The sequence below is a fragment of the Paenibacillus sp. alder61 genome, assembly GCF_020179875.1.
Lineage (GTDB): Bacteria > Bacillota > Bacilli > Paenibacillales > Paenibacillaceae > Fontibacillus > Fontibacillus faecis.
Map to the genome: position 1 here is coordinate 1 of NZ_JAIUDG010000014.1, position 24,742 is coordinate 24,742.

The window sequence follows — 24,742 nt, forward strand, 5'->3', positions numbered from 1 at the left end:
TTAATCAGGAGCAAGCTCCCGATTAACTCCGCTCGACTTGCATGTATTAGGCACGCCGCCAGCGTTCGTCCTGAGCCAGGATCAAACTCTCCAATAAAGGATCGGAAGGAGGCTCATACCCGAAGGTAATGAGGTGTTCCATCCGAGTGATGCTTTATTCGAAAGAGCCTTAGCTCAATCAGTTACTGACGAGAAAATTAATTCTCATAGGATGGACTTTCAAACGACACAAGGTCGATTTAAATTCCATCATTTTAATACTCACTCGTTGTTCAGTTTTCAAAGATCAACTTCGTTCATTTCGTCATCGCTGTGTTTCAGCGGCGACTTTTATAATATATCATGTTCGCCTCGTTTAAGTCAAGCACTTTTTTTCAAGTCATTTATTTAAATCTATTTGACTTGCTTTTCAAGTCCTGTGTCTCTCAGGGGCGAGATCTAATTTAACACAGAATGAATAGAGCAGTCAACTATTTTTATAAAAGATTTTTTTGGAAAAATCAGGTTGTTTATGCCCAATATCGTATTTCCCTGCCGCACACGGATGCGTCGCCGGAAATCACCGCTGATTGTTTAACGAGAGAACGATATACAAGCTTTCGAATCATCATCGGCAGTTCTTTCCGGATATAGCCTAATTCCGGCAACTCCAGCAGTTCCTGAATGCTCCACGCTTCCTTCCGGCTCCCCAGAATCCGCAAGAGCGGCGAACAACAGTCCTCCATCCTGGACATAACGGAAAATTCGCAAGCTAATAGCACCAGTTCAACGCGTTGTTCGAGGGTTTCCTTGCTGTCGGTAAGCTCGTCAAACAATTTGCGCACCACGGTATTTAAGGATTGAGTTTGCTCCCAAACACGATCCCCCGGTACAATCCCCTCATCGATCAATTCGATGCGAGCATAATGTTTTAAGGATTGCAGGACGCAATAATAAGCATCCATGAAATCCTGTTCATGGGCATAATGTTTGGCCTCCACATAAGTACGCAGAAATCCGGCAAATTCCTTTAGCTTCCGCCGTTCTCTCATCCCGCCGCCGAAACGGGTTAAATCTTTGCGCAACTCCGTCACTTTTCCTCCCACGTCCCAAATAACCTCCCCTTGCAGGAAACAATGCACGATATCGGGATGCTCACCGCTGACCACCCATTGCAGCAGCTCGTTTCGTCCGATGTACCTCATCTGATACTGCAGGGAGCCGCTTAAACAATGTTCAATCTGAATAAGGCTTGAATCCGTCTCTTCGCAGACCACCAATACGAGCAGCTCAAAATCATGCAGCAACGAGCCGCTAAACATACTGCCGGGGTGACGGAAGCCTACAGCTCCTAAAGCTTGATGACCGCTCTTCTCCTGGCTTTTAAAAGAAAAAAAGGTTGGCTCCACGTTACCCTCCTGGCTTGGCGTATTAATGCCGATTCGTTATAATATAGTTCTACGCTTCTTTAAAGTTTCCTTCTTCCATTTTGGAATGAGATTATTCAAAAGAATTGAGGTTTTATAAACATGTTCTTTAAATCCAGTAAGATTAATGAATTTCGTTTATGGGGCCTTCTGTTGACGATGTCCGGAATGGGACTGATGGTTCTGGGGACGGCAGGCATCGTTTTTTGGGGCCAATCCGGCAAGGTCATCGCCGGGATCGGCCTGGTGATCGGTTTGATTGCCATGATGGCCAGCATGGCCATCTATTTTTGGGCGGGGATGCTGTCGACTTCCGCCGTCCAGTTGGAGTGTCCGGAGTGCCACAAGCTGACGAAAATGTTGGGAAAGACGGACCGGTGCATGTTCTGTAAAACCATTTTGACCTTGGACCCGAGCCAGGCGACCATAACGGCGGAAGAAATAGAGCGCCAGCAAACACTCGGCCATTCCCCAGAGACTCACACGAACGTAAAAAAAGGTTGAACAAGGCTTCCCTTGTTCAACCTTTTTTTATTTAGATATTTGCTGCAACACTTCCCATGCTTCATCGGCAGCAAAACTTCGGGTCCATGTTGCTACTCCCGCCAAACCCAGAGACTGCGCCAGTTCGACCCGCCGCTGCAGCGACGTCTTGTCCTCCAGCCAAATGCGGTTCAATGCGTTGTCTTCACGATACTCCACGTAGTTCTGTCCGGTTTCTTCCGACAAGGACGGTTTCAGCTTTTTCTCGCGGATCAAGCGCTGAGCTTTTTCCATGCCGATCGCTTTTGATTTCATTTTGACTTCCCCATCCTTGACCGTTTCCGTCCAAACCCGCGTATATAGCGGAATTCCGAGGATGAGTTGATCGGGGGATACGTCGTCCTCTTCCAAGATGCGGGTGACGGAAGAACGCACCCAAGGTAGCGAAGCCACCGAACCGGCTTCGGGACTGGAAGCCCAATGCTCGTCATAAGCCATCAGAATCAAATAATCGACGGCTTCGGCCAGCGCCCTTCGATCCAGAAAGGCGGACCACATCTCGCTGTTGGATTTCGGCGTTACATCGATGGAGACGACAAGCCCGTATTCCATGGCCAACGGCCGCAGCTCCCTCATAAACTGGGACAGATTAGGCCCGTCCTTCGTATGAACATTTTCATAATCAATATTAATGCCATCAAGATCATATAACTTGGCGTAATGCAGCATTTGAAGGATCGTGTTCATCCGGCTTTCAAAAGAAGACAGCGCCTCCGTCGTCAAGTCCGGATCAAAGCTATTGCTGAACAACCCCCAGACCTGCATCCCCTGATTATGGGCCCAGCGGACATAAGCCGGGTCCGCCTTGCTGCGGACGTTCCCGCTGCCGTCGACCAACGAAAACCAGGTCGGGCTCACCACGTTCACCCCGGGCAATTTACCGATGGAGGAAGGCTTCGGAGCAACCTCGTAAACGGCCTCCCAGGTCATGTTGATCTTCTTGGCCTGCCATTTTTTCTTCGCCGGCGACAAGACCGGTTCAAGTTCGGGAACGGTACGATCCTCTCCGGCCACCGTGTCCTTTTGTTTTACATACCCCGTATATCCGTTATAAAGCTGGACATAATACCATTCATCCCGGGTATCCAGAAGCCTTAATTGGGTGCCTGGTTTCATATCGGCTAAAATAGGCGAGTGAATGCTCGCATCCGTCCGCAGCGGAACCGTAAAATCATCCTGTTTCGGATCTTCGCGAACAAGCCTGTGCTTGACCGTTTCACCCGGTTTCATGAGCAAAACCGCGCCGGAAGCGGCATCCTCATGCACTTCCATGCCGTACAGCTCCTTCAGCAGATAGGCGGGGACATACAGAACCCCCTCCTTTTCCTCAGGAGCAAAGCGCAGGCTCATCGGCTTGTTATTGACTTTTCCCGTCTTCTCATTGGTTTTCAGCAAAACTAACTTTTTGGGCGTTGTCAAGATGACGGACTCGGATTCTTCCTCATATCGAATATGGGGATCAACTGCGGTTTGAATCATCGGAAGAGGCAGCTTAAGCCCGTCCCCCTCGCCTATAGCGCTCCCTTCCAGCAGTTCTCCTCCGACAAACATCGGTTTGGCAACCTTCCCTTTCCAATCCGGTTCCGTATGTTCCCGGTTCGGCAGGATTTCCGCTGAGTACCAGTACGCTCCAACCGCTAGGATCAACAAAGCCAGCAACCATTTCCCCCGGCCTCTCCGTCTGGATCTTCTGTGGAGCCTTTTTCTGCTGTTCAACGTTATATACCTCGCTTCTTAAAAAAATAAAACGTGAAGAAACTCCCGAAGGAATCCCTCACGTTTCTCAATACCCGCAGGTTAACTGAATTATCGATTTCGGCAGGTTTCGCAAATTCCGTGCAGTTCCATCCGATGTCCATGGACGATGAAACCGGTCACCTCTTCGGCCTTCTGTTCGACTTCCATAAGGGATGGATAAGAGAAATCTTTGATTTTACCGCATTTTTCGCAAATGATATGATAGTGATCCGAAACATCCGCATCGAAACGGCTGGAATTGTCACCGTAGGTCAGTTCGCGAACCATTCCGGCTTCCATCAGCATCTTAAGATTGTTATATACGGTTGCCACGCTCATATTCGGAAAACGGGGCTCAAGCGCCCGGTAAATTTCATCCGCGGTCGGATGTCCCATGCTTTCCATAAGATAAGTTAAAATGGCATGACGTTGCGGCGTGATGCGTACACCGTTACTCTTCAACTGGTCTAGCGCATGCTGTACGCGTGTCGCCATAGTGCCCACCGCCTTTAAAATAATGCAAAAAAACACGCTTAAATAGATTTACAAATTTATTGTACGGTCATCACAAATCGTTTGTCAACGAACCTGCCGTTCCCACCGGGTCGGCACATCCCTTTTTAGATCAAGAGGTTCAGCGTTTGGTCACAATTAGGTCGCTGTTGCCATCCACCTTAATTTGATACTCCCCACTTCCGATGATTCCCTTCATCTCCTTGTTTTCGATGTAAAAAGGAAGATCGGTATCGATGTTGCCGTAACCGCTGGATCCCGCGAAGGTATAATTCCCGGTATCGGGAATCTCGATACGCATCTCGCCAACCGCACTATAAACGCTCCAATCTCCGCCGATCTCATCGGTGGAAACGTGAATTTTTCCATTAAGCGATTCCGCTTCAAGATTCAAAGGAACTCCATCGATCGTGATATTCCCGTTTTTGGTGCTGGTCTTGATCTCGGCTTCGGCATGAACCAGCGAAATATCGCCGACCATCGTGGAGAGCGAGGCATTGCCGTTAATGCCGTTCGCCTTCAAGCTGCCGCCTTGGGTGTCCACGCTCACATCACCGAATATCCGGTACAGCTCCGCGTTGCCGTTCAACGTCTTCGCCGAGACATTGCCGACCACATCCCAAAGCCGTAAATTTCCGTTCCCGGTCTGCAGTTTGATGGACTTCAAGGCTTGGACCCGGGTCAGCACCACATTCCCGCTGGAGGTATTGATGTCCAAATCCAAGAAGCGATTTTCCGGCAAAATGACGGTGAGATTTACCCGGGGATGACGCCTTCCGGATTCCCCATAGGTCAGATCCTTGACGGTAATCGCCAACGCTTTTCCGACGGAGGTATCGATCGTGGTCTTCTCCGCGATCTTTTCGGCTTCCTCGGTCTGGATTTGGTCTACCCAAACCGTGGAGCGGATCTGAATCCCTTCTATCTCGGCGCGCTTGATTTCAATATTGCCGTTGATGCCGTTAATATGAATCTGCTCGGTGTCCAAATCGATCGGAACCTCGATCACCGGCCGCTCCTCCCGAAACCCTTCCTCCATGCTAAACTCCGATCCGGCGGTAGCCAGGTCCAGGCTGACGCGATTCCATAGGTGAAGGTAATGGTCCTGCTGAGTAACCGCAAAAACCGAAAAACCGAGAAATACGGCGATGGCCATGCCCTTGATATCCGCGCGCATTCTTCGTTCCGGACGTTCCGTATGCCTTCTGTTTCGGATAAACACCACCGTGTATTCCACGCCGCTGGCGATCAGAACAACAGGCCACCAACGGGGCAGAAGCAGCAGCAAATCCCACCCGTTCATCCGGTCAATGAACAGCAGGACGCCTACCGCCATTAAAAGCGCCGAGGCGGTAAAGCGCCCCGTACGGATAAGGCGACGGCGGCACTCCCTCACGATCAGCCAACATCCGGCCAAGATAAGGGCAACCGAAACCGCATAACCCGCGGACCACTGGATGAAGCCTTCCAGCCAAGGCGGTTTTTGCCTGAACAGGAACAGGACCGCTCCCCCTGCCATCAGCAGGCCTCCCGCAACGATGCCGCGGCGAATCCCGCTATAGCCTTTTTCTGCTTTGCGCCCTTCCGGTAAGGCTTCCTCCGCTTCCGTTTGCGCGCGCTTTACCCTGGCGTTGACGACGTCCGTAGATTGCAGCACGTCATATATACTATAGAAATAAATGACCGGAATCATGAGGCCCAGCAAAATCAAAAACGGAACGTTAATCCCGGAGCGAACGGAAGAAAAATAAATCAGCGCCGAGGCGTCGAGCAGCACGCCATAGATCAAAAGGGCCCCTTTCGCGAACATCTTTAAATAGAGATGGCCCAAACCGGGAAATATCGCCCCGAGGAAACAGGCGATGAACTTGCGCTTTCGTCGTCTCGGCCGAAAACCGTAATTTCGAACCGCCTGTGCGCCGGGATGACGTCGTTGTTTTTTTACGGGTTTGTTATTCATCGCCATCTCCTTCCCCAGTAAATATATTTATATATTAGTATAATAATACCCTATTCTATTACTGCCTGTAATATGGAATAACTGGGCCCCGACAGACAAAAACACACCCTTCCGGCCGCATGGCCCAGAAAAGGTGTGCTCGTGTTAAGTCCGATGAAAACGGAAAACCGTGAGTCCCGCGCCGGGTATGGATTTGACGCTCTCGCCCGGCATAAATCCGAACTTCCGGTACAATGAGACCGCAGGTTCATTATGGGTCCCCGCCGTAACGGTAAATGTTCGGATCTCCGGATGATGGTCGATCACATGTTTCAACAAAGAAGCGCCGATCCCTTTGCGCAGATGATCCGGGTGGATCATCAACCGGGTAATTTCCAGGGTGTTTGCGGCGGTGTCCGCCGGAGCCGTCACAATCGCCCCGAGGAGTTCGCCATCCGCCGAAAGCACCCCGTAAAAATCCTCGTTACTGTTTCGAATGGACTCGAATGTTTCCGGCAGCGGCGGAACATCCCTTAATCCCATCGCCGCAGCCTCCAGACGGTAAGCCGCATGCTGGAGACTCCACAACTGCTCCACCGTGTCCGGATTCTGCAGCGATAGACGTACGATCATACGGATGCCCCCTTGACTGCTTCCGGCCGTTCCGGAATGCTAATCTTTCAGAACCTCGACCAATAGTTTGTTTACGAGTCCGGGGTTCGCTTTGCCCTTGCTTTGCTTCATGACTTGGCCTACGAGGAAGCCGATGGCTTTCTCCTTGCCCGCTTTATAGTCCTGTACGGAAGCCGGGTTGTTCGCCACCACTTCTTTGACGATTTCCAGAATGGCGCCTTCGTCGCTGATCTGCACCAGACCTTGCTCCTCGACGATCTGCTGCGGCAGCTTGCCGCTCTGCAGCATTTCCTTGAAGACCGTCTTCGCGATCTTCGAGCTGATGGTGCCTTTTTCGATCAGGTTGATCATTTCGCCGAGCCCTTGACCCGTCAGCTTCACTTGCGGAAGTTCCAATCCGTTGCTGTTCAGATAGCCGAGCAAATCGCCCATGATCCAATTGGATACGGCTTTGGCATCGGACGTATATTCGAGGCTGTTCTCGAACAAGTCAGCCAACGGCTTGGACGAGGTAATGACGCCGGCATCGTACTCCGGCAGTCCGTATTCCGCCGTATAACGGGCCTTGCGCGCGTCCGGAAGCTCGGGAATCGAAGCCCGGATCCGGTCTTTCCACGCCTGGTCGATATGGATTTTCACCAGATCGGGATCAGGGAAGTACCGATAGTCGTGGGCTTCTTCTTTGCCGCGCATGGAGAAGGTTTTGCCTTGGGCTTCGTCCCAACGGCGCGTCTCCTGGACAACTTCGCCGCCTTCGTCCAAAATCTCGGCCTGACGGTACTGCTCATATTCCAGCCCGCGCACGACGCCGCGGAAGGAGTTCATGTTCTTAAGCTCGGCGCGAGTACCGAATTCCTTCTGTCCCCACGGACGAAGACTGATATTGGCGTCGCAGCGCATGGAGCCTTCCTCCATCTTCACGTCGGAAACCTCGCAATATTGCATGATCGCGCGCAGCTTCTCGAGATAAGCCCGCGCTTCTTCCGGCGAGGAGATGTCCGGTTCGGACACGATTTCCACCAGCGGAGTACCGACGCGGTTAAAATCGACCAAAGAAGCGTAGCCTCCGTCAACGTGCGTCAGTTTGCCGGCGTCCTCCTCGAGATGAAGGCGGGTAATGCCGATGCGCTTCGTACGCCCATCGACTTCGATATCGATATATCCGTTCTCCCCGATCGGTTGATCGTACTGGGAGATCTGATAAGCTTTGGGCGAGTCCGGATAAAAATAGTTTTTACGGTCGAATTTGCTGACATCGCCGATTTCACAGTTCAAAGCCATGGCCGCCTTCATGGCGTAATCCACCGCCTGGCGGTTCAAGACGGGCAGAACGCCCGGATGTCCCAAGCAGACCGGACAGGTGTGCGTATTGGCCGGAGCGCCGAATTCCGTAGAACAGCCGCAGAAGATTTTGGTCTTCGTGTGCAATTCCACGTGCACTTCCAACCCGATTACCGTTTCATATTTGGATGTTGACATATTGACCCTCCTGTAAATCCCCCATTACAACGACGGGCGTTGTTTGTGGTGGTCCGTATGAGCTTCAAACGCATGGGCTACCCGAAGCACGCTGCTTTCGTCAAACGCTTTGCCGATGATTTGCAATCCGACCGGAAGGCCGTCCGCAAAGCCGCAAGGCACGCTGATCGCCGGAACGCCGGCCAGGCTGACCGGAATCGTCAGAATATCGTTAAGGTACATCGTCAACGGATCATCCACTTGCGATCCCAGCGGGAAGGCGGTGGTCGGTGCCGTAGGTCCAATAATAACGTCGTATTTCTCAAAAGTCTGGTCAAAATCACGTTTGATCAAGGTGCGAACCTTTTGCGCCTTCAAATAGTAGGCATCATAATAACCCGAGCTGAGGGCATATGTCCCCAGCATAATGCGGCGCTTCACTTCCGGTCCGAAGCCTTGGCTGCGCGACTCCAGGTACAAATCCAGCAAGTTGCCCGCATGATCGGCGCGCACGCCGTAGCGAACGCCGTCAAAGCGCGACAGGTTGGAGGAGGCTTCCGAGGAAGCCAGCAGATAGTAGGCCGCGACCGCATATTCCGTATGCGGCAGGGACACTTCCTCCCAAACGGCGCCGAGCCCTTCGAGAACTTTCAGCGCAGCCATGACGGCATCCTTAACCTGAGGGTCCACGCCATCCAAATATTCCTTAGGCACCGCGATGCGCAGCCCCTTCACATCACCGGTCAACGCCTCCAGATAGTCCGGAATCTCGACATCGGCGGACGTGGAGTCTTTCGGATCATGCCCCGCAATGGCTTGCAGGACGTAAGCCGCGTCTTCGACGTTTTTCGTAATCGGACCGATTTGGTCCAGCGATGAAGCAAAGGCGACCAGCCCGTAGCGGGATACGAGACCGTAAGTCGGTTTCAAACCGACGACACCGCAATAGGAAGCCGGCTGGCGAATCGAGCCGCCGGTGTCCGAGCCGAGCGTAAAATAGGCTTCGCCCGCGGCTACCGCAGCGGCGGAGCCCCCGCTGGAGCCTCCCGGAACGCGACTTAAATCCCAAGGGTTACGCACCGGGTGAAAGCTGGAATTCTCGTTGGACCCGCCCATGGCGAATTCATCCATGTTCAGCTTGCCGACCGTTACGGCTTCCGCCAACTTCAACTTCGCAACTACCGTCGCGTCGTAAATCGGATCATAATTCGCCAAAAATTGACTGGCGCAAGTCGTGCGCAGACCTTCGGTCACCATATTGTCCTTGATTCCTACAGGCAGCCCAAAAAGAAGGCCTTTCTCTTCCCCGCCGGCCAATTTATTGTCGAGCCTTGCCGCTTCCGCGCGGGCCCCTTCTTCATTCAACGTTAAATAAGCGCCTACTTGTCCATCCCGCTCCGATATTTTGGCGAAAGCCTCGCCCACCAAATCGGTCACGGACAGCTCCTTCTTGCTGAGCCGATTATGTACCTCCTGTAAACGCAAATCAAAAAGACTCACTGGCGCATCCTCCCTTCGTAATATCTATTCAAGTACCGCAGGCACTTTAAATTGCCCGTCTTCTTCGTCCGGCGCATTTCGGAATACCTTCTCCTGAGGCAGACTTTCGTGCACCTCGTCTTCGCGCATGACATTGCTGAGATGCAGGACATGGGTCGTCGGCTCCACGCCTTCCGTATCCAATTCATTCAGCTTGTCGGCATATTGTAAAATCGCGTTCAACTGTTCCGTGAACATTTCCCGCTCATCGTCGCTCAAGTTCAACCGGGCCAGCTTGGCCACATGCTCCACGTCTTTTACCTGGATGCTCATTTGCTTTCCTCCTTAAACGTCCCTGCGGGGGCTGATTAGTTCATTCTACCATGACGATTCAGATGAATAAAATTATATTGTAGAAATTGGACGAGTTCAATCCGTTAACGCGAAACCTGGCGAAAGCCTGCGGAACAGCGGAACATACGAAAAAGAGCCGGCATCGCCGGCTCTTTATATCCATGCTCGCAAATTCACCTGTTTGATGAACTCGGCCTGAGACATAACTTCCTTTGTTGGTTCCTTCTGCCCATCCGCATCCTGATCGCCGCCATTCATTACATGCATAAACAGCTTCTCGTTATGCGTCGCCAGAGCGTAATCGATCAGCGCTTCCTTCGTAGTCCGCTCGGCTTCATACTCCAAAAGCAGTTCCTCGGACTCCACATCACTGGAGGGAACGTAGTAATTGCGTCCTGTCTTTGGAGCGCGGATCACGTAATCAAACGCATTATCCGGATTACGGTCGTAAGCAATAACGTAGCCATATTCCCCAACAGGAAGATTCTGCTCAAAAGCATCTCCGACGATTACGACTCTCTCTCCCAACTGCAGCATCGTCTACCTCCCTGATTTATTCATAAGTTATTTTTCTATCCTACTAAAAAAATCGGAGATGGGCAACATTTTGCAAGGAAGTCGAGCCGGGAGCCGCGAAAATTTTAGGATTTGTTCAATTTTCATAGAAGCGCATGTCGATACCAGGCCAAAAGGGCGTTTCATACAGCCCACCTCCCAGTAAAGCCGAGTGCATAGGAGCGAGTGACAGCGGCTCGAAGAGGCGCTATAAAGCCGAGTGCGTCGAAGCAAATGATAACGCCAAAGCGGCGCTTTCAAGCCGAGTGCTTCGGAGCGAGTAATAGCGGCCCAAAGAGGCGCTATTTTGTCGAATTTGGCTCACCGGAGGGAAATAGCGGTCTAAAAAGGCCTTATTTTTGTGTAAATCGAGCCAAATCGTGATTTTCGGGCCCGAGCGGTTGAAATAAGGCCTCAAATGACCGCTATTATCCTCGCGAAGCCAAATTGGGCCCGAATAGCGCCCCAAAAGGCCGCTAATGCGGTAGCAGCTGGCTCGAAGCTTGGGCGGGTGCAATAATGCGGCAGCTGAAGGTTAGGGAATGCGTATTTACGGCTTGTCACAGGAGATCGGCGGACTTAAGATGGGGACATTCACTTTAAGGGAAGGAGTATAGCCAGTGAAAATTCCGAATCGTCGCTATGGGGATGTCCCTATACTGCGATCCCCAAAAAACGCAAAAAAAGAACGCAAACCGGGACAATTCCTCAGCTTGCGTGCTTCGCAGGGTTAACAATATTTATAGACATGATTCTAACAAAGGACGGTAGGCTTGTCCAGTATTTTTGCACTTTTTGTGCAAAAATTTGTTGTAAAACCGCTTAAGAAGTCATTAGAATTGGCCATCGGCCAGATCTCCCTTGGACCTCGGCAGATCGGCAAGGGCGTTTTGCGCTGTCATGGTGTCGAATTCGGCGGCTCGACACACATGAACCAGCAGACTTACAGGCCGTATTCGACCGGCAGTATGAGAAATTACGGGGTGCGCCGGACGCCTTCGCCACAACGGTTAATGGGCGGCACCTGTCCAGATTGGATGCCACGTCGGGGCGGGGCTCAAAAGATGCAAATATGCAGGAATTTCCGCCAAATTGTCGAGCCGTCCTACAAATTGATGCAAAACTGCAGGAATTTCCGGCCAAAGACTAGAGAGCGCTCTTTTCACGAGAAAAAGCCTGCAGATTTGCAGGAATTCTAAAAACTCAGCCCGATGCGAGCGAAAAAGATGCAGATTTGCAGGCATTTCCGACCATAGGCTCGATTAAACGCATCAACCCGAAACGTAAGGGTTGTTCGCCCGCTCGAATCCGATACTCGTTTTGGGACCATGGCCCGGATAGACCTTGGTTTCGTCGGCAAAACGGAACAAAGTGCCGCGAATCGAATTGTACAGGTCCGCCTCGCGCCCGCCGGGAAGATCCGTCCGCCCTACGCTCAATTTGAACAGGCAATCGCCCGAGAACAAATCGTCGCCGCAAAGAAAACTCACGCTGCCCGGGGAATGTCCGGGCGTATGGTATACCGTAAACTCGTGGCCGATCAGCTTAATCTTCTGTCCTTCGGCCAAATCAAACTCCGCCGGTTCGCACGCGATCGGCCCCGTCACCGTCGGCCACATCAAGGAACCGTTCAGTTTAGGGCTCGTCAGCCACTCGCTTTCCAAAGGGTGCAAGTAAACCGGGCAGCCCTTAAGCTTCCGAATCTCCTCCACGCCGCCGATATGATCGAAATGGGCATGCGTCAACAATATCGCTTCAATCTCCAATCCTTCAATTCTCCGCAGCAGAGGACCCGGATTCATGCCGGGGTCGATAATAACGGCCCGACCGTCGTCGTCCCCCCGGAGCAGATAAGCGTTCGTTTGCAAAGGTCCTAAAGAAAAGCTCTCTATTCGCAGCATATTATTCTACATTCCGGAGATCAGGGTGCGCAGCTCGCTGACGACCGAGGCGTTGACTCCGGCTCCTTCCTCATACTTCTCGGCCATCTTTTGGCGGACAGCTCCGATCTTCTCTTCATAATCTGGGGCCTCCCGGTCGGGATTCTCCCGTTTGAATTCCACCATCAACTCCTGGACATGGGCAGGCCGGGGTCCCCAGTGTCCAAGCACGTAACCGCCAGTATCGGCAAAAATAACAACCGGAACCGAACGCCCGCCCATGGTCAGAAAGTGATCCATCAGATCCTGATGTTCTTCCAAAATAAACACTTCCGTCTTCCATCCGGCCGTTTCGAGCACCCGGAACACCACCGGTACATTGCGGACGACGTCTCCGCACCAATCCGCCGTGAGAATCAGCACCCGCACGTCATCCCGGTAATTCAAACTCTCGAAAAATTCACGGTCCTCATCCCGGATCCAGGCAAAATTCGCATACCCCGCGGCAAAAGTCTCCTTGTTCCGTTCCATGCCCTCCATAAATTGCCGGGGCGTGATGCCCTTTCCGAATTTGTAAGCGACGTTGACACTCATTCCAATTCTCCTTTCTTTCGCGAGGTGCCGAACCATTTTACCAATAAATAAACGACAAGCAGCGCAAGGGCCACCAACAGAATCGGCATGATATACGCCCCGGCTTTCTCATCGATGTGTTTCCAATTTTCGCCCAGCAGCATACCCAGGTATACAAACAATACCGTCCACGGGATTACCGCCAGCGTGGTCAACAGCAGAAACTTGCCGACCGGCATTTTGGCCATCCCCGCCGGGATCGATATCGCATGTCTTGCAACCGGAATAAACCGGGCCGTAAAAATAACGCCGGGACCGTATTTGAGAAACCACGCTTCGGACACATCGATATGTTTCTTCTGAATCAAAATGTATTTGCCGAATTTCTCCAAAATCGGCCGTCCGCCGTAGCGTCCGATCCAGTAAATGAACAGTTGGGCGACCACCCCGCCGACCACGCCAAAAAAGACCGCACCTACAAAATTAATCGTTTTGAGATGTACCAGATAACCTCCATAGGCCAGTACGATTTCGCTGGGAATCACCTCAATCATCAGGCCGAGCATAATGCCGAAATACCCCAACTGCTGAATCCATTCAAAAAGAACGCCTATCACATTTGAAATCCATTCCACCTTGCCGTCCCTCTTCCCCTACATTTAAGCGCAAGGCTCAAATGTCTTTTTTCACCAGTCTATTCTATCATAGCGGGGGACATGCATCCACTCGCCCGTCCCGGCCAAAGTGTCTCCCGAGCCGACGGGCGCATATGCTGTTTCAAGAAGGAGGCGGGAACATGAACAACAAACCGGGGAAACACGCCGCGGCTTTGCCGACCCCCAGAAAAATCCGCCGAAGCTGCAGCAAAGAGCTCTACCGCACAATCAAACGGCTCGGCGTATATATTCCCGAAGAACGAATCAAGCAAGGTGAGGAACTCTATTATAAAAAAGTGATCGGAAACCTGCTGTGGATCGGCGAAAATATCAGCAACCGAAAGGTGCTCGCGGACTGGTGGGACGAAAGCGTCAGCGCCGAGCTCGCCGAATTGTGGCAAGTGGACCGGGACGCCCTCTCCAAAGCGTTTCGCCACGCGTTCGGCGGGTGAGGAGTCCCGGGAGGCGGCACGGCGGCTCAGCGGCACGTCAGCGCGGGCGGGCGGAAGCCTCCCCGGGGCGGGGAGGCGGCAATCCGGCGGCCCCGGCCCGCAGCTTGCGGGCGAGAGCGACGGCTTCCGGAGTTAAACGGAAGCCCCTGTCATTGCGAAGCTGCCGGGTCTGCTCCGCCAGACGGTGGAAGCGCCGGAACGCTTCCATCCCCGCCGAAGCGGTGGAGGCCGCCTGCGGCAGCTTGCCCGCGCTTTTCAGCCTGTCCGCCAGCAGGCTGATGCCTTCCAGCGCCGCCGTCTGCACGGCACGGCTGTAGCGGTCGAGCTCCGCCGCGCGGCGGAGCGGACCGAGCGCGGCGGCATCCCCCTGCCGCGCAAGGGCAAAGCCCAGCGCGAGCGCTAGGCCGGGATGGCTCCGCTCGTAGGCCATCCCGCCGCGGAGCACCTCGGCCGCCGCTTCGGCTTCGAGCCGGCCGGCCAGCGCCAGGCGGAGCTCCGGCCGGGCCGGGGCCAGCGCGAGCGCCCGCTCCAGCAGCCGCGCGGACTCCGCCGCCGCCCGGACGCCAGGCGGGCCAACCTCCGCCAGCCGCTGCAGGCGAAGGCTTTCCGCCTGGCGGAAGGCGGACAACCCGCCCGTCAGCAGCACCGCCGCCAATCCCCCCGCCAGCAGCCGGTCAAGCTGAACGCGTCTTTTACCGTTCATGCGGTCGACCAACCTCCGCGTCTTCCCCGGCCTACGGCCGAATGAGCCGCCAGACGGCCCCAGCCCCCAGACCGCCAGCCATAGGACAAGCATCCAGTACAATCCGTAGCTCATGTCGAAGTCAACCGCGCTGTGCAGCAGCAAAACCAGGAAAGCCGGCAGCAGCCTGCCGGGCATACGGGAACGCCGCATCCGGACAACGGCGAAACCCAGCCAGACGAGTAACGCCAGCAGCCCGATTCCCCCGAGATCAAGCGCCAGATCGAGATATCCGCTGTGCACCTCGTTTCCCACGTAAGGGCGACTCTGGACGGTGCGATGCAGCCACCGCCAGGTATCGCCTCCCCGGCCGAGCCACGGCCATTCACGCAGCAACCGCAGTGCGTCCGCATACATCTCGCCCCGGGCGAGCCAGGTAGCGGCACTATAGAGCCGTTCGCGCAAGCCGGCGAAGGCCAGCGCTGCACCGAGCGCGGCGGCAAGCATAGCTGCAGGCACGGCCGCATGCAGCACGGCGCCTGCAGCTAAAGCGCCGCTCCCCCGGCGCCGGTCGCCGGGCGCCCCGAGCCGCTCGGCGCTGCGGGCCGCCAGCGCGGACAGCGCCGAAGCGGCCGCGAGCCCGGCGGCGAGCGCCAGCAGCCCGGGCAGCGCGGGCGGCGCCAGCTGCGCGGCGGCGAGCTGCCGGGCGAGCGGCGCGGCCACGGCCAAGGCGGCGGCGCTGTGCAGCGCGTAGCGCAGCCGTTCCCGGCCGCGCAGCAGCAGCCAGCCGGCGGCCCAGCCCGCGGCCGCGGCGGCGAACGCGCCGCGCGACTCCGTCAGCAGCAGCGCCAGGGCGAAGACCGGGGCCAGCGCGCCGGCCCCGCAGCCCCGCCAGCGCGCTGGCCGGGTGAAGGCGGCGCCCGGCATCCGGGCGAGGGCGGTCAGCCGCTCCAGCAGCGCGGCCGCCATCACGGCCCCGAAGGTGTTCGGGTACTGGAGCAGACCGCCCAGCCGGGCCCCCGCCGCGGCCACTTCGCGATCCGCCGTGCGCAGGATCGCCCCCGGGGCGGGCAGCAGCCCGTACACGGCCGCCAGCGCCGTGACCGCAAGCCCGCCGGTGACGAGCAGCCAGCCCCGCTCCAGATAGGCGGGGCCGCCCCGTCCCCTCCCCGCGGCCAGCAAACCCAAAGAAAAAGCCCCCAGAAACAGCCAGTGGATGGACGCCAGAACCGTCGATTGGTAAGATACCGGACTCATCAGCAGCTGAATTCCGTAGAAGGAGGCGATGATAAAGGGACCGGCGATGAGGGGCCAATCCCCGCCCGGAAGTGCGGCATCCCCTCCCCTACACCACGATTTCCTTAACAAGGCGACCATCGCTGCAGCCGCCGTCAGAAGCCATAGCGAAACCGGAACGAGCGTTAGAAGAGACGCCCGGTGAAACATGCCCCCGGTCAAGGCCAAAAAGGCGACCGTCCCCAAGACCGCTCCCCGAATCATCACGTCCGACCGTGACTTTATATTGAATCTTCCTGTTGCTCTCCGTTCCTGTCCGGCCATAGCCTCCCCTCCTCGATACAAAAAAACAAGCCAACACCTCAAGTGTTGACTTGTTTTTATCGCCTCAAACGCTTATCCCGCTTGATACGCCGGGACGAACTGCATGTCACCGGCTCTTTCGCTGCTTCATTTTCCTGCGGGGAGAAGGTCTCCGCAAGCTTTTTCGAGGTAAGGCACGGCGCTCAAAAAGTCCCGAAATGCGGCATATTCGTTCCATAAGCGCTCTCGTTCCGCGGCCGAAACCTCCCCCTTGACCGCCCGGATCAGTATGTTCTTCGGGGTGTGCTCCATGTCGATAAACTCAAGCAATTGGGTTTTGTAGCCGAGAATATCCAACAGCTTGGCCCGGATGGCGTCGGTCGCCAACGCGGAAAAGCGTTCCTTCAAGATGCCATGGGACAAAAGCGGCTCAAGCACCGGGCTTGCCACTTGCCCGAACAATTCGTGCTGGCAGCAAGGGACGGACAGGATCACCGACGCGTTCCAGCGAACGGCCTTCTCCAGCGCGGCGTCGGTCGCCGTATCGCAGGCGTGCAGGGTTACGACCATATCGACTTCGCTCAATTCGTCATAGTCCGCAATATCCCCGACAAGAAAGCGCAAATTGCGGTATTGCAAATCTTTCGCCAGCATTCCGCAATGTTCGATGACATCCGATTTCAGATCGAGTCCGACGACATTCAACTCTCTTTGCAATTCGATCGACAAATAGTGATATAACGCGAACGTCAAATACGATTTGCCGCAGCCGAAGTCCACGATCGTTACCGGCCGGTTTTCGGGGAGGTGGGGAAGCACATCCTGGACCATTTCGAGGAACCGGTTGATCTGCCGGAATTTATCGTACTTTTTGGCCAATACCTTGCCGTCCGCGTTCATAATTCCGAGCTCCACCAAGAACGGAACCGGCTTCCCTTCCTCAAGGATGTACTGTTTGGCCCGGTTATGGGCGAGCGTCCCCGGTTTTTTGGTAGGGGACTTGGTCAGAATCGATACTTTGTACTTTTTGCTGATCAGCACCTGATAATCGGCTTGCGCCGTGCACAGGAGCCCTTGGCGGAACGTCTCCGCGAACAGCTTCATAACGGCGGACTCGAGCTCCGCGGCCGGGATATTCTCATGAGTAACCTTTTTGCTGAAGTGATAAGTGAACTGGTAATGAAGCGTGCCTTTAAGCAGGACCGGTTTGATGACGGTCTTGTTGTAACTGTCTTCCCCTTCCCCCGCCTTTCGGCGCTGGCTCAATGTCGCGGAAATAAGCCCGCCCTGCTCCGAAATGTGACGTACCAGATTGCGTAATTCCTCCATTAAGACCGCTCTCTTTCCAAAATGAGTTGAATTGATTAAACCAATACGGGCTGTGCTTTACACGCCGTTTGGGCCGACTTCATTGTATGCTAAACCGGCGGTTCTGGCGAGCCAAGCTTCCAGTCCTTCCCGGACTTCAGTCTCGGGGAGGCCGCCTTCCTCCAGCTTCCCCGGGTCCAGCGCCAACAAGCGGGTATAAAAGGCGACTCCCTCTTCCCGCCGGGCCGACCCGCTTTCCAGCAGACGATACAGCGCATTTTCCGCAAGCGCAAAATTCCCCCTGCTTTCTTCATAGCCCATAAGCAGGCGTTCGGTATCCTCCGGAAGCCGGAAACCTTTCAGACTTTCCTGTAGCTCCGACACTTCGCCGTGCAGTTCCCATAATCCGGGGTCGGCTCCGTACGTATGGGCCGCCAAATATAGGTGCAGCGCCTTCCTCGCGCGGAGGACGCCTTCCTCCGGCTGTCCCGACGCCGTCAAGACATCGGCTTCTTCCTTCATCAGCCGCGCCAAACTTTGCAGTTTATCCGACTCCACCGTCCCGCCGGTCCGCATCATTTCCACGATGTCTTTGGCCGAAAGGGAGCCGAGCAGCCGGGAGTTCAGCCGGAACAGCTTTCTATAAAGCTCGTCGAGCTCCCATAAGGCTTCGGTCCATTTGCGCTGCTGCTTCAGACCGAACACTTTGCCGATCATCTCCGTCATTTCCTCAAGCATCCGAACCAGGTAATCTTTCCGCAGCATAGGCTCCGTCTCCTCTGCAAGGTTGGTTTATTTAAGAACAAATTGTAAGTCATTTTGACGTGAATATCCAGTTAACGCAAAACAGGAGGCCTCCCCGCATCGGACGAACGACGCGGGGATGACCTCCGGTGATGGCGCTTCAGTTGTCCGAACACGCGATTGCCTAAGCGGCCGTTACTTGCTCGCGGACGATACGCCGCGCAAATAGTCGCGGATGACGGCGGCGAGCTGTTCGGGCGCTTCGTACATGCTCATATGGCCGGCGCCCTTGATCACCGCCTTGGTGACCGACGGTCCTTCCGTCGTGAAGGTGCGTTCGATCGGGATGACGGCGTCGTTTTCTCCGGCTACCAGCAGCACCGGCAGAACGGTGGAAGACAATACGTCACGGCGGTCCGCCCGTTCCCGCATAGCCAGCGCGGCGCCTGAAGCTCCTTGCGGCGGCGTCTTGTACCCGATTTCTTTCGCGCGGTTCACTTCTTCGGTCAGCGTTTCGCGCAATTCCGGCGCGAACAATCCCGGCACAAGCCCGTCCACAAACGGGGTAATCCCTTTATTGCCGATCGTGGCCACGGCCTGAAGGCGCTTCTCTTTGGCCTCCTCGCCGTCCGGGTAAGCGGTCGAGTGAATGAGGCCGAAGCCTTTTAATCGTTCGGCATACCGTTGGGCCAGAGACAAGGTGACGTATCCGCCCATGGAGTGGCCGAGCAGCGTAAATTTCGAAACGCCCAGACGGTCCATCAACGCGACGACATCGTCCGCCATCCGTTCGATCGTATAAGCTCCCATCGGAGCGTCCGTCGAGCCGTGTCCCCGAAGATCCGGCATGATTACCCGGTAATCATCGGCCAACATCGGTCCGATTTTCTCCCAATAAGCCGAGCTTCCGCAGAAGCCGTGAAGCAGAACAACGGCCTCTCCCTGGCCCTGTTCCTCATAAGCCATCGTGAATCCCTCAACAGTTACTTTTTCCATCACGCTTCCCTCTCTTTCTATACCTCATACGGGTTTATATTCGTTTACTGTCGCTCTTAAGTTGTATGTAGTGATCGTCCCGATTCCTATATTTAATCCGATTCACGCGCCTCTGAAACCGCGCCCGATCGCTTCGGCCAATTCGTCGGCCATCCGCATCACCTTGTAAAGCGAAGTCATTTGCAGCGTCCAGTACGGCTTAGGCCCGTTGATGTTGACGACGGCCGCCACGCTGTAATGGCCAACGGCCGGCAGCGTTCGTCCCACCGATTGGGCGGGGAGCAGCGGCTGACCCGACGCGAGATAGCAGCCGACGGAGGCCGGCGTTCCGAGGCAGGCATCGATCGCCACGATGATATGCTCTTTGGGAACCAGGGAGGCCCGCATTTCCAGGTTGGAGGCATCGCAAGGAAAATCCAGCGTCCCGATCACATTCGCAAACCCCTGTTCCGTGAGGCGTGTTCCGACTAGCGGACCGAGCGCATCGCCTGTGGATCGGTCGGTGCCGATGCAGAGAAATGTAATCTCCCGCGCCGCGTGCCTCCTTCGTACTTCCAAAAAGAACTCGGGGAGATCGCCGCCGGTCAGCTTTTTTCGTGCAAAGCCCGTTTCGGGCAGTACCTGCCTTTCATCCATGAGCATTTCATCCCCTCTCTTTCAACCGAATTAACCTGATTGTACCGCAAATCCCCCGGATCTAGCAAAAAGGGTGTGCCCGCGGGCCAAGCGTGGTACAATAACCGGGATATGAAACGAGAAAGGATGTTGATGATCCATGGACTTAACTCAAAAAAGCCAGGAAAACGTGGAATATATGATCGAGGCGATCAAAACGAAGCTGAAAATGGCGACCGGAGCCGCCATGAACGCTTCCGCATTTAACACGGACCAATATGAAGACATTTTGGACATTTATGATTTAGTGATGAGCAAAGAACGGCTCAGCATTTCCGAGGTGGAGGCGGTCGCTCAGGAATTGGGCAATTTGCGCAAGAAGTAACCTGCCTCTGTTCCTCGTTCTTCTTCGCCCGCATTCGTTTAAGGCATGTCGACGATCAAAAGCTCCGCCATACCTTCCCCCGTCTTCCGGAGGACCAGATCGTCCGGGCAGCGAATTCTTGCCGCATCGCCGGGCCCCAGCGAAAACCGCTGGTTTTCGCACGACAGCTCGACATGCCCCTCGACGACAAACAGATGCTGTCTTCGATGGGATGTACGGATCAAGTGCTCCTCCTGATCCGTCAGCACGGGGGCAAACAGATTTACATCCTGATGAATGCGCAGGAAGTCCCCGTCTCTTTTCCCGCTGATGACCGGCATCCAATTCCCGATCCGCTTCTCCCTTGGAATTCGGCGGGAGCTCTCGGCGGGAGGAAGACCTTGGCCCTCCGGGAGAAACCACATTTGAAGGTAACGCGCCGGCTCGACCGGGGAAGGGTTGGCTTCCGCGTGGATGATCCCCGTACCCGAGCTGAGCACCTGGAACGAGCCTTCCTCTAAAGGCTCCAGCCCCGCGGACCCGGCGGAACTTTTCAAGGAACCGGATATTACATAGGTGACGATTTCCAGATCATGATGGGGATGGGCCTCCAGTTCTTTACCGGGAGCGAGCGTATGGTCGTTCAACACCAGAAGGCAGCCGAAATGGGCGTTCCCGGGGTCATTGTAATCTGCGAAGGAAAAGCTGAATTCGCTCTGGACAGGACCGGCATGGGCCGTATGCCTCTCTTCCGAAGTGACTATTTTAATCATCTTAATCCTCCTCGCCTATAACACCATACTGGATTTGCTACATTTTTACCCCTATGCCCCATCGGCTAATCAATAAGCGCGACCCTTCGGTCCGTCATACATCGCCAAGCCGGAAAACCGTTTGTGTCGTCCCTACCTTCATGCCTTCGTCATTGCGGATTTCCGTCGAAAACGCCGTTCTCAGTCGTTCCACGGTATCCTTGTTGTCGTAGCCTAACTGCTCCAGAATCGTCAGTGCGATCAAGCCCCACTCCTCTTCGGACCCATCCATGATTTTGAAGGCGACGCCCAGCCGCTCTTTTCGCAGACCAAAAGCGTAAACGCCCTTAAAGCCTCCTTTGGCGACCAGATTGGGATCTTGAAGCAGCAGCGTATCGATCCGTCCGGTACCGCTGACCATCTCCGGATGGCGGTTCATCGCCTTCCCGACCGTAGCCGCCGCCGCGGCTGTCGCGCGATCGTCAATGCGGTCGGGACAAGCGAGTTTCAAATAAGCGTTAGCGAGCGCGGACAGCGGAAGATGGAAGACGGGCAGACCGCATCCGTCGACGGCACGGCGTATGCTCGGCAACGGCAGGCCGGCGAGGGAGGCCAGCGTCTCCCAGATTTCCCGCTGCACGGGATGATCGGGATCGCTGTAGCTATCCAGCGGATACCCGCGCATTTTGCTGTAGGCCATGAGGCCCAGGTGCTTTCCCGAGCAATTGTGATACAGACGCCGGCGCTCCCCTCCGCTGCGCAGCAGCCGCTTCTTTGCGGCGGCATCCAGCGGAAGACTTGGCGCGCAAAACAGTGCGTTTTCATCGAGACCGGTTTTTCGGAGGAGGCTCTCCAATGTCTCGATGTGCATTTGCTCGCCGCGATGCGATGCCGTCATAATCGCAATTTCGTCGTAACTTAAACCGAATTCCTCCGCAATCCCTGCGCGAATTCCCGGAATCGCCTGGAACGGTTTGGCCGCCGACCGGGTAAATACGCCAAAATCGGGGTCCCCTACCGCTTTGATGACCCTGCCCTTCTCATCCACAATGCATATATGACCGCGGTGGGTGCATTCCAGCATCCCCCCGCGGGATTCTTCCACCAATATATTTTCCATGGCCATCTTCCTTTCGCACATCAAACTTCCATCCCTCCAGTATAGTACAGCAGGCCTCGGTTCGCCATTCATGAATACCGAAGAAAACGTGACCGCGGCAAAGCATCCGGTTGTTTCACCTCGTCCCGGATCGTTTATATACGAAGTAAGAAAAGCACCTGAAGTCACCATTTCAATCCGCTTTTTCATCCAATGACGAATATCCATATAAAGGAGCGATGCAAAATGAATAAAGCCGAGACGGAATACCCAGTACAAAGCGGTGGCACCTTTACGAAGGGGCTCGTGATCGGAGCGCTGCTCGGTGCGGCCGCAGCCCTGCTGTATGCGCCGAAGCCGGGACGCGAACTGCGCAGCGACTTGTCGGACAAGCTTTCCACCGCGACGGACAAGTCCAAGGAGATGGCGGCGGTTGCCTGCGAAAAAGGTTCCGAGCTCGCCAAAACCGTTGTCTCGAAAACAACCGATCTTGCCAAAACGGTCGGCACCAGCGCCAGCAACATCGTGTCCAGCGTAAAAGAAGCATCCGCGGATGTGTCGGAGGACATTAAGCAAGAAGTTCAAACCGTCGGCAAAGAGGCGGAAAAAAGCTCGGAGGACGTAAAACAGGAGGTTAACCAGGCTTCGAGTGAAGCGAAACGCGAGTTTGGTTCTTCCGTGAACTGATCTATGTAAACGGGGCTGTCCCCTGAACATCGCCAGCTCGGGCAGCTGGCGATTTCTGTTTGTGAGCCTAAATTCATCGTCGCAAGGAGGAAGGCCGATGGCACGCTTAAATCCGTACGGCACCAAAGACACCAAAGACCATCCCTTTGAACTCAGGCATGAAGTAAAACGGTTGAACGGCAAACTGGACAGCATTGCGGATATGCTGGAGAAAGCCGACTTTAAAGATATTTTGGAAAACTATACGAATCCGAAAAAACGGGTGCTAACCAACTTTGTGGCCGGCCTCTCCCGCGGGCTGGGACTCAGTGTGGGGACCTTCGTCATCCTCGGTCTGCTGGGCTGGCTTCTCAGTTTGTTCGTGGATTTGCCGATGGTTGGCGATTATATCAAAAGCCTGCAAGATTACATTCAATCCAAGCCGTAAGGATACAATAACTTTGCATTTTGATGACTATAGCATGGCAAAGGAGGGTTCCCCCATGGGATTCAAATCAGCGGAGGAAGAACAACAGGAGTACGTGGAGAAACAGATTCGGGAGGCTCGTGAAGGCGAATACTCCGGGCATAAGGATATCGTTTCGGCCGAGAACGGCTCGATGGTCAATGACATGGAGGACTTAAAACAGCTTGGCGAAGATATGGATGAGATGAAGACGAACAGCGAGGATCATGAAGAGGGATTAATGAACGATCCCGAGCAATAAACCTTCCGGCACGGACGTCGAATCGGAAGTGCGCACAAAGGTTGCCCTTATCCGCAGGGCAACCTTGTTTTTGATCGTGATGTTCACAGATTTGAATTTTCCTCTTCCACTTCCAGCAAATCCCCGGTCCACCCCTTTGCCCGAATCCAGATGTAGAATCCCGCTGTGGTAAGCAACGTGATTCCGCAGATCAGCGCAAAGCCGAACAGGCCCTGTTTGACCCAGGGAAGAAAATCGAAATTCATCCCCCAGATCGCCCCGATCACCGTGGCCGGGGTGAATACCGCGGTCATGATCGTCAAGGTTTTCATAATGTCATTGCCCCGAAATCCCGAAACCGCGTCATCAATGGAAATCAAGGTGTCGATTTCTTTCTCGTAGTGTTTGACGAGGCCGCTCATTCGCTCGGCGCGATATAAAAAACGCCGGAACGGGATGCTGTCCTCCATTTGCTCCAAATAAGCTTCGCGCGCAGCCGTCACCAGTTCCAAAAAAGGAATGAACAAATTGGACCAATGCAGAAGTTCGAAGCGGGCGCTCAAAATCCGGTCCATCAAATACTTCCGGTTGCGCTTCTTCATCAGCTCCTCAACCTTCCGCAAATTCCGTTCAAAGCGGTCCATCCCCACCCGAAAGTAATGAAGAATCACCCTGGTAAGGACGAATAACCCGTCGACCGGCCGCGGGCAATCAAGCAGCATGATCTCATTGTCTTTTTGATTCATCACCCGAGTGGTATTGGCATCAAAATTGATGGTGACAAGCACGTCGGCGCTCACAAAAAAATGAGCCAGCAGGCAATCGGCCTGCGTATCCTTGATCTCTTCCTGCACCGAATAAAACAGGGAGCCATATAGAATGGGCTCCCTGCCGTCCGGAAATCTTACGGATAGTTGGTTGGATTCCATCTTGGGAAGCGCATCCAGCCATTCCCGAGTCAAAGGGTAATTCTGCCGGAGACGCCTGACCTTCGGGCTATCCCATTCGTCCTCCTTCACTTCGAGGTCGATCCATGACCAGCCTTGTCCGCTCCGCTTCACCCTCAGTTGATTCTCCACTTCCATGGCTGTA

General features: G+C 54.7%; 27 protein-coding genes and 1 rRNA gene. 7 read left to right on the top strand and 21 right to left on the bottom strand.

The window, feature by feature from the left end; translation table 11 throughout:
- Positions 1 to 97, bottom strand: a 16S ribosomal RNA gene (locus tag LBW89_RS15665); the annotation flags it as partial.
- Between the two features lie 412 nt (positions 98 to 509).
- On the bottom strand, positions 510 to 1,388 hold the full coding sequence (locus LBW89_RS27730) for a nucleotidyltransferase-like protein (protein WP_225039518.1): 879 nt from the start codon (positions 1,386 to 1,388) through the stop codon (positions 510 to 512).
- Between the two features lie 120 nt (positions 1,389 to 1,508).
- On the opposite strand from LBW89_RS27730, the gene LBW89_RS15675 reads away from it, so the two are divergent.
- On the top strand, positions 1,509 to 1,910 hold the full coding sequence (locus tag LBW89_RS15675) for a YgzB family protein (protein WP_148457819.1): 402 nt from the start codon (positions 1,509 to 1,511) through the stop codon (positions 1,908 to 1,910).
- A 27-nt stretch (positions 1,911 to 1,937) separates the two neighbouring features.
- Here the strand turns inward: LBW89_RS15675 and LBW89_RS15680 are convergent, their stop codons facing one another.
- The 8 genes from LBW89_RS15680 to LBW89_RS15715 all read right to left on the bottom strand — a co-directional run bounded on the left by LBW89_RS15680 (position 1,938) and on the right by LBW89_RS15715 (position 10,599).
- On the bottom strand, positions 1,938 to 3,605 hold the full coding sequence (locus tag LBW89_RS15680) for a glycosyl hydrolase family 18 protein (RefSeq protein WP_225039564.1): 1,668 nt from the start codon (positions 3,603 to 3,605) through the stop codon (positions 1,938 to 1,940).
- A gap of 150 nt (positions 3,606 to 3,755) precedes the next feature.
- Positions 3,756 to 4,181 (bottom strand): peroxide-responsive transcriptional repressor PerR, encoded by a 426-nt coding sequence (gene perR / locus LBW89_RS15685; RefSeq protein ID WP_148457820.1) that lies wholly within the window; start codon positions 4,179 to 4,181, stop codon positions 3,756 to 3,758.
- Positions 4,182 to 4,320: 139 nt separating this feature from the next.
- Complete coding sequence (locus tag LBW89_RS15690) at positions 4,321 to 6,159, bottom strand: DUF4097 family beta strand repeat-containing protein (RefSeq protein WP_225039519.1); 1,839 nt, start codon at positions 6,157 to 6,159, stop codon at positions 4,321 to 4,323.
- A 144-nt stretch (positions 6,160 to 6,303) separates the two neighbouring features.
- Positions 6,304 to 6,771 (bottom strand): GNAT family N-acetyltransferase, encoded by a 468-nt coding sequence (locus tag LBW89_RS15695; RefSeq protein ID WP_225039520.1) that lies wholly within the window; start codon positions 6,769 to 6,771, stop codon positions 6,304 to 6,306.
- A 39-nt stretch (positions 6,772 to 6,810) separates the two neighbouring features.
- Positions 6,811 to 8,250 carry an Asp-tRNA(Asn)/Glu-tRNA(Gln) amidotransferase subunit GatB gene (gene gatB, locus LBW89_RS15700; protein ID WP_225039521.1) on the bottom strand — a complete coding sequence of 480 codons (1,440 nt, stop codon included), beginning with the start codon at positions 8,248 to 8,250 and terminating at the stop codon, positions 6,811 to 6,813.
- A 24-nt stretch (positions 8,251 to 8,274) separates the two neighbouring features.
- Positions 8,275 to 9,729, bottom strand: a complete 1,455-nt coding sequence (gene gatA / locus LBW89_RS15705; RefSeq protein WP_225039522.1) for an Asp-tRNA(Asn)/Glu-tRNA(Gln) amidotransferase subunit GatA — start codon at positions 9,727 to 9,729, stop codon at positions 8,275 to 8,277.
- 24 nt (positions 9,730 to 9,753) lie between these two features.
- Positions 9,754 to 10,041, bottom strand: coding sequence for an Asp-tRNA(Asn)/Glu-tRNA(Gln) amidotransferase subunit GatC (gene gatC / locus LBW89_RS15710; RefSeq protein WP_225039523.1), 288 nt, complete (start codon positions 10,039 to 10,041; stop codon positions 9,754 to 9,756).
- A 174-nt stretch (positions 10,042 to 10,215) separates the two neighbouring features.
- The gene (locus tag LBW89_RS15715; RefSeq protein ID WP_148457826.1) at positions 10,216 to 10,599 is read right to left on the bottom strand and encodes an ATPase; all 384 of its coding nucleotides are present in this window, start codon (positions 10,597 to 10,599) and stop codon (positions 10,216 to 10,218) included.
- Between the two features lie 791 nt (positions 10,600 to 11,390).
- Between LBW89_RS15715 and LBW89_RS15720 the strand changes: the two genes are divergently transcribed.
- Complete coding sequence (locus LBW89_RS15720) at positions 11,391 to 11,816, top strand: hypothetical protein (RefSeq protein WP_225039524.1); 426 nt, start codon at positions 11,391 to 11,393, stop codon at positions 11,814 to 11,816.
- Positions 11,817 to 11,888: 72 nt separating this feature from the next.
- On the opposite strand, the gene LBW89_RS15725 is transcribed toward LBW89_RS15720, so the two are convergent.
- From LBW89_RS15725 to LBW89_RS15735, 3 genes are read right to left on the bottom strand one after another with little or no spacing between them, the layout of a single operon-like run.
- The gene (locus LBW89_RS15725) at positions 11,889 to 12,518 is read right to left on the bottom strand and encodes an MBL fold metallo-hydrolase (RefSeq protein ID WP_148457828.1); all 630 of its coding nucleotides are present in this window, start codon (positions 12,516 to 12,518) and stop codon (positions 11,889 to 11,891) included.
- Between the two features lie 6 nt (positions 12,519 to 12,524).
- Positions 12,525 to 13,091, bottom strand: a complete 567-nt coding sequence (locus LBW89_RS15730; protein ID WP_225039525.1) for a thioredoxin family protein — start codon at positions 13,089 to 13,091, stop codon at positions 12,525 to 12,527.
- A complete protein-coding gene (locus LBW89_RS15735) occupies positions 13,088 to 13,705 on the bottom strand; it encodes a DedA family protein (RefSeq protein ID WP_148457830.1) in 618 nt (205 codons plus the stop codon). The genes LBW89_RS15730 and LBW89_RS15735 overlap by 4 nt, the downstream gene beginning before the upstream one ends.
- A gap of 161 nt (positions 13,706 to 13,866) precedes the next feature.
- Here LBW89_RS15735 and LBW89_RS15740 point away from each other — a divergent pair, with 161 nt between their 5' ends.
- Complete coding sequence (locus LBW89_RS15740; RefSeq protein ID WP_148457831.1) at positions 13,867 to 14,178, top strand: dehydrogenase; 312 nt, start codon at positions 13,867 to 13,869, stop codon at positions 14,176 to 14,178.
- A gap of 37 nt (positions 14,179 to 14,215) precedes the next feature.
- Here the strand turns inward: LBW89_RS15740 and LBW89_RS27525 are convergent, their stop codons facing one another.
- The 5 genes from LBW89_RS27525 to yyaC all read right to left on the bottom strand — a co-directional run bounded on the left by LBW89_RS27525 (position 14,216) and on the right by yyaC (position 20,083).
- A complete protein-coding gene (locus tag LBW89_RS27525) occupies positions 14,216 to 16,420 on the bottom strand; it encodes an O-antigen ligase family protein (protein WP_148457832.1) in 2,205 nt (734 codons plus the stop codon).
- 126 nt (positions 16,421 to 16,546) lie between these two features.
- Positions 16,547 to 17,728 (bottom strand): class I SAM-dependent methyltransferase, encoded by a 1,182-nt coding sequence (locus tag LBW89_RS15755; protein ID WP_148457833.1) that lies wholly within the window; start codon positions 17,726 to 17,728, stop codon positions 16,547 to 16,549.
- Between the two features lie 57 nt (positions 17,729 to 17,785).
- Positions 17,786 to 18,472, bottom strand: a complete 687-nt coding sequence (locus LBW89_RS15760; RefSeq protein WP_148457834.1) for a DUF6483 family protein — start codon at positions 18,470 to 18,472, stop codon at positions 17,786 to 17,788.
- Positions 18,473 to 18,646: 174 nt separating this feature from the next.
- Positions 18,647 to 19,447, bottom strand: a complete 801-nt coding sequence (locus tag LBW89_RS15765) for an alpha/beta fold hydrolase (RefSeq protein WP_148457835.1) — start codon at positions 19,445 to 19,447, stop codon at positions 18,647 to 18,649.
- Between the two features lie 102 nt (positions 19,448 to 19,549).
- Entirely contained in the window at positions 19,550 to 20,083 is a 534-nt protein-coding gene (gene yyaC, locus LBW89_RS15770; RefSeq protein WP_148457836.1) for a spore protease YyaC, read from the bottom strand.
- A gap of 139 nt (positions 20,084 to 20,222) precedes the next feature.
- On the opposite strand from yyaC, the gene LBW89_RS15775 reads away from it, so the two are divergent.
- Entirely contained in the window at positions 20,223 to 20,447 is a 225-nt protein-coding gene (locus LBW89_RS15775) for a DUF1128 domain-containing protein (protein ID WP_148457837.1), read from the top strand.
- A gap of 38 nt (positions 20,448 to 20,485) precedes the next feature.
- Here the strand turns inward: LBW89_RS15775 and LBW89_RS15780 are convergent, their stop codons facing one another.
- Together LBW89_RS15780 and LBW89_RS15785 are read right to left on the bottom strand one after the other, a co-directional pair.
- Positions 20,486 to 21,199 (bottom strand): pirin family protein, encoded by a 714-nt coding sequence (locus LBW89_RS15780; protein ID WP_148457838.1) that lies wholly within the window; start codon positions 21,197 to 21,199, stop codon positions 20,486 to 20,488.
- 94 nt (positions 21,200 to 21,293) lie between these two features.
- Entirely contained in the window at positions 21,294 to 22,298 is a 1,005-nt protein-coding gene (locus LBW89_RS15785; protein ID WP_148457839.1) for an asparaginase, read from the bottom strand.
- 225 nt (positions 22,299 to 22,523) lie between these two features.
- Here LBW89_RS15785 and LBW89_RS15790 point away from each other — a divergent pair, with 225 nt between their 5' ends.
- The 3 genes from LBW89_RS15790 (at position 22,524) to LBW89_RS15800 (ending at position 23,671) form a co-directional block, all read left to right on the top strand.
- On the top strand, positions 22,524 to 22,964 hold the full coding sequence (locus LBW89_RS15790) for a YtxH domain-containing protein (protein WP_148457840.1): 441 nt from the start codon (positions 22,524 to 22,526) through the stop codon (positions 22,962 to 22,964).
- A gap of 97 nt (positions 22,965 to 23,061) precedes the next feature.
- Positions 23,062 to 23,391, top strand: a complete 330-nt coding sequence (locus LBW89_RS15795; RefSeq protein WP_148457841.1) for a DUF5665 domain-containing protein — start codon at positions 23,062 to 23,064, stop codon at positions 23,389 to 23,391.
- A gap of 55 nt (positions 23,392 to 23,446) precedes the next feature.
- Positions 23,447 to 23,671 (top strand): hypothetical protein, encoded by a 225-nt coding sequence (locus LBW89_RS15800; protein WP_148457842.1) that lies wholly within the window; start codon positions 23,447 to 23,449, stop codon positions 23,669 to 23,671.
- 83 nt (positions 23,672 to 23,754) lie between these two features.
- Here LBW89_RS15800 and LBW89_RS15805 read toward each other — a convergent pair whose 3' ends face one another.
- The gene (locus LBW89_RS15805; protein WP_148457843.1) at positions 23,755 to 24,735 is read right to left on the bottom strand and encodes a magnesium transporter CorA family protein; all 981 of its coding nucleotides are present in this window, start codon (positions 24,733 to 24,735) and stop codon (positions 23,755 to 23,757) included.
- Positions 24,736 to 24,742: the final 7 nt, after the last annotated feature.